This is a genomic window from Streptomyces sp. NRRL B-24572 (genome assembly GCF_002156145.1).
Taxonomy (GTDB): Bacteria; Actinomycetota; Actinomycetes; order Streptomycetales; family Streptomycetaceae; genus Streptomyces; species Streptomyces vietnamensis.
In genome coordinates, this window is record NZ_MWIG01000672.1 from 1 (window position 1) to 4,676 (window position 4,676).

5 protein-coding genes are annotated in these 4,676 nt (G+C 70.6%); all 5 read left to right on the forward strand.

The window, feature by feature from the left end:
- Positions 1–651: Holliday junction branch migration DNA helicase RuvB (gene ruvB, locus CCN56_RS33145; protein ID WP_086831553.1), on the forward strand; the 651-nt coding region annotated here is incomplete at its 5' end.
- A gap of 165 nt (positions 652–816) precedes the next feature.
- A complete protein-coding gene (gene yajC / locus CCN56_RS33150) occupies positions 817–1,290 on the forward strand; it encodes a preprotein translocase subunit YajC (RefSeq protein WP_041128265.1) in 474 nt (157 codons plus the stop codon).
- Between the two features lie 144 nt (positions 1,291–1,434).
- Positions 1,435–3,210 carry a protein translocase subunit SecD gene (gene secD, locus CCN56_RS33155; RefSeq protein WP_086831554.1) on the forward strand — a complete coding sequence of 592 codons (1,776 nt, stop codon included), beginning with the start codon at positions 1,435–1,437 and terminating at the stop codon, positions 3,208–3,210.
- A gap of 1 nt (position 3,211) precedes the next feature.
- Positions 3,212–4,282, forward strand: a complete 1,071-nt coding sequence (gene secF, locus CCN56_RS33160) for a protein translocase subunit SecF (RefSeq protein ID WP_086831555.1) — start codon at positions 3,212–3,214, stop codon at positions 4,280–4,282.
- The coding region (locus CCN56_RS33165) for an adenine phosphoribosyltransferase (RefSeq protein ID WP_086831556.1) at positions 4,279–4,676 on the forward strand (398 nt) is incomplete at its 3' end. The genes secF and CCN56_RS33165, both read left to right, overlap by 4 nt.

Here is a 4,676-nt window from a genome sequence, read left to right on the forward strand (position 1 = left end):
GACGTCATCGTCGGCAAGGGCCCCGGCGCCACCGCCATCCCGCTGGAGCTGCCGCCGTTCACCCTGGTCGGCGCCACCACCCGGGCGGGCCTCCTGCCGCCGCCGCTGCGCGACCGCTTCGGCTTCACCGGCCACATGGAGTTCTACGAGCCGGCCGAGCTCCAGCGCGTCATCCACCGCTCCGCCGGACTCCTCGACGTGGAGATCGACCCCGACGGCGCCGCCGAGATCGCCGGCCGCTCCCGCGGCACGCCCCGCATCGCCAACCGCCTGCTGCGCCGGGTGCGGGACTACGCCCAGGTCAGGGCCGACGGAGTGATCACCCGACAGGTCTCCGAGGCGGCCCTGAGCGTGTACGAGGTGGACAGCCGCGGCCTCGACCGGCTCGACCGCGCCGTCCTGCAGGCCCTGCTCAAGCTCTTCGGCGGCGGACCGGTCGGCCTGTCCACCCTCGCCGTCGCCGTCGGGGAGGAGCGCGAGACCGTCGAGGAGGTCGCCGAACCCTTCCTCGTACGCGAAGGACTGCTGGCCCGCACGCCCCGTGGTCGGGTCGCCACTCCGGCGGCATGGACGCACCTCGGACTCGTTCCGCCGCAGGCAGCGGGCCCGGCGGCGACACCAAGCGGACAACAGGGGCTCTTCGGGGCGTGACGGTGCTGACACTCGCCCGGACCGGAACCAGGGTGCGATGCTGGACGTTGTTCCATCGATGCGGACTCGCCTAGACTCCGCCGTTGCCGCCCTTTCTGGTCGGCGCGCCCACCCCCGAAGATCAGGCCGCGGGTTCTCCGCGACCGTGCGAAGGAAACCCGTCCCGTGAGCATCGTGACTCTCCTCCCCTTCATCGTCCTCATCGGGGCCATGTTCCTGATGACCCGCTCTGCCAAGAAGAAGCAGCAGGCGGCGGCGCAGATGCGCAACGAGATGCAGCCCGGCACCGGCGTACGGACGATCGGGGGGATGTACGCCACGGTCAAGGAGATCGGCGACGAGACCGTTCTCCTCGAGGTCGCGCCCGGCGTGCACGCGGTCTACGCCAAGAACGCGATCGGGGCGGTCCTCGACGACTCCGAGTACAACCGGATCGTCCACGGCGACGACGAGGAGTCGGACTCCGACACCGTCGTCCCGGACGACGCCTCCTCGCTGACCGAGGCCGTCGAGGCCACGGACGCGGAGACCGTCGAGGACGCGCCGAAGGCCGACCTGACGAAGAAGTCGGACGCGGCCGAGGCCGCCGCCGAGGGTCAGAAGGACGGCAAGGCCGACGGCGAGACCGACGCGAAGTAGTCGCGGCCGGGGACCGCGCCCACGCCCACCGGCGAGCGCGGTCCCCGGAACGGTTCCACGTCTGCGGGGGCAGGTCCCCACACACACTTCGTGGCCGTCTCACGCATACCCGGCGTGAGGCGGTTGGACAGGGAGATACGACAGGTGGCAGCACCGAAGAAGGGCCGAAGGCCGGCGGGGGGACAGAGCCGTCCGGGCCGCGCCCTGGCACTCATCCTGATCGCCATGGTCGCGCTCACCGGCGGGATGTTCTGGTCGGGGCACACCACCCCGCGCCTCGGCATCGACCTCGCCGGCGGTACGTCGATCACGCTCAAGGCGAAGGCCGAGCCCGGCCAGGAGTCGGCGGTCAACGAGACCAACATGAACACGGCGGTCGGCATCATCGAGCGCCGTGTCAACGGTCTGGGTGTCTCCGAGGCCGAGGTTCAGACGCAGGGCGCCGAGAACATCATCGTCAACATCCCTCGCGGGACGAACGAGAAGCAGGCCCGCGAGCAGGTCGGCACCACCGCCCAGCTCTACTTCCGGCCTGTCCTCGCCGTCGCGGCCGCCACGCCGCAGACGGCGCCGAGCGCCACGCCCTCCGGCAAGCCCTCGGGCTCGCCGAAGCCGTCCGCCTCCGCCTCCTCCGGCGCGACGGTCGGTGAGAAGTCGGCGACCCCGACGACCACCGCCTCCCCGCAGGGCCGTGCGCTCACCGAGGCCCTCAAGGCCCCGAGCCCCACGCCCACGGCGAGCTCCTCCGCGAAGCCGAAGGCCACCGGGACCCCGTCGGCGACCCCGAAGCCCGACCCCGCCACCGCGGCGCTCCAGCAGAAGTTCGCCACCCTGAACTGCCTCGACCCCAAGGCGCGCACCGCCGCCGGCCAGGGCGTCAAGTCGACCGAACCCACCGTGGCCTGCGGCAAGAGCGGCAAGGACGCGAACGGCAAGGACGTGTGGGAGAAGTACCTCCTCGGCCCGGCCGAGGTGGACGGCAAGGACGTCGACAAGGCCAAGGCCGGCCTGGACCAGCGCACCGGCCAGTGGATCGTGGACATGGAGTTCACGGACGCCGGCTCGAAGAAGTTCCAGTCGATCACCAGCAAGCTGTCGCAGCAGACCGAGCCGCAGAACCAGTTCGCGATCGTCCTGGACGGCGAGGTCGTCTCCGCGCCCCGCGTCCAGACCACGCTGAGCGCCAGCGCCCAGATCTCCGGCAGTTTCACCCAGCAGTCCGCCCAGGACCTCGGCAACGTCCTGTCCTACGGCGCCCTGCCGCTCGCCTTCCAGACCCAGAGCGTCGACACCGTCACCGCCGCGCTCGGCGGGGACCAGCTGCAGGCCGGCCTCATCGCCGGCGCCATCGGTCTCGGCCTGGTCATCATCTACCTGGTCGCCTACTACCGCGGCCTGTCGCTGATCGCCATCCTCAGCCTCGGCGTCTCCGCGCTCCTCACCTATGTGCTCATGGCCCTGCTCGGCCCGGCCATCGGCTTCGCGCTGAACCTGCCGGCCGTCTGCGGCGCCATCGTCGCCATCGGCATCACCGCGGACTCGTTCATCGTCTACTTCGAGCGCATCCGCGACGAGCTCCGCGAGGGCCGCACGCTCCGCCCGGCCGTCGAGCGCGCCTGGCCGCGCGCCCGCCGCACCATCCTGGTCTCCGACTTCGTGTCGTTCCTGGCCGCGGCCGTGCTGTTCATCGTGACCGTCGGCAAGGTCCAGGGCTTCGCGTTCACGCTCGGCCTGACCACCCTGCTCGACATCGTCGTGGTGTTCCTCTTCACCAAGCCGGTCATGACGCTGCTCGCCCGGACCAAGTTCTTCGGCAACGGTCACGCCTGGTCCGGTCTGGACCCGAAGCGCCTCGGCGCCAAGCCGCCGCTGCGCCGCACCCGCCGTACCCACGCCCCCGTCGACACGAAGGAGGCGTGAGATGTCGAAGCTCGGCAATCTCGGCGCCCGGCTCCACCGCGGTGAGGTCGGTTACGACTTCATCGGCAAGCGCAAGATCTGGTATGGCCTGTCCATCCTGATCACGATCACCGCCATCGTCGCCCTGGCCGTCCGCGGCCTCAACATGGGCATCGAGTTCCAGGGCGGTGCCGTCTTCACCACCCCGAAGACGGACGTCTCCGTCAGCCAGGCCCAGACGTACGCGGAAGAGGCCTCCGGCCACGACGCGATCGTCCAGGAGCTCGGCAGCGGCTCCCTGCGCATCCAGGTCGGCGGCCTCGACACCGACAAGTCCGACCAGGTCCGCGCGGAGCTCGCCAAGGACCTGAACGTCCCCGAGGACAAGATCGCGGCCGAGCTCGTCGGCCCCAGCTGGGGCGAGCAGATCGCCACCAAGGCCTGGACCGGCCTCGGGGTCTTCATGATCCTCGTGGTGATCTACCTGGCCATCGCCTTCGAGTGGAGGATGGCGGTCGCGGCACTCGTCGCCCTCATCCACGACCTCACGATCACGGTGGGCATCTACTCCCTGGTCGGCTTCGAGGTCACCGTCGGTACGGTCATCGGTCTGCTGACGATCCTCGGCTACTCGCTGTACGACACCGTCGTCGTCTTCGACTCCCTCAAGGAGCAGACGAAGGACATCACGAAGCAGACCCGCTACACCTACAGCGAGCTGGCCAACCGCTCGATCAACGGCACCCTGGTCCGTTCGATCAACACCACCGTCGTCGCGCTGCTGCCGGTCGCCGGTCTGCTCTTCATCGGTGGCGGCGTCCTCGGCGCCGGCATGCTCAACGACATCTCGCTGTCGCTGTTCGTGGGCCTCGCCGCGGGTGCGTACTCCTCGATCTTCATCGCCACCCCGCTCGTGGCGGACCTCAAGGAGCGCGAGCCCTCGATCAAGGCGCTCAGGAAGCGCGTCCTGGCCAAGCGCGCCAGCGCCGCCGCCAAGGGCGAGTCGCTGGACGCGGCGGACGACCTGCCCTCCGAGGCCGCCGTTGTGGGCCCCCGGGCGGGCCGTCGCGGCGCCCAGGAGCGCCGAGGATGACCGCCGAGGCCCAGGACGTCACCGAGCTCCTGCTCAGCCGCATCCGTGACGTCCCCGACTACCCGAAGCCGGGCGTGCTGTTCAAGGACATCACGCCGCTGCTCGCGGACCCGGCGGCGTTCACGGCCCTCACCGACGCCCTCGCCGCGTTGTGCTCCGCGCACGGCGCGACGAAGATCGTCGGCCTGGAGGCCCGCGGCTTCATCCTGGCCGCCCCGGTGGCCGTCCGCGCGGGTCTGGGCTTCGTCCCGGTCCGCAAGGCCGGCAAGCTCCCCGGGGCGACGCTCAGCCAGGCGTACGAGCTGGAGTACGGCACCGCCGAGATCGAGGTGCACGCCGAGGACCTGGCCGCGGGCGACCGCGTCATGGTCATCGACGACGTCCTCGCCACCGG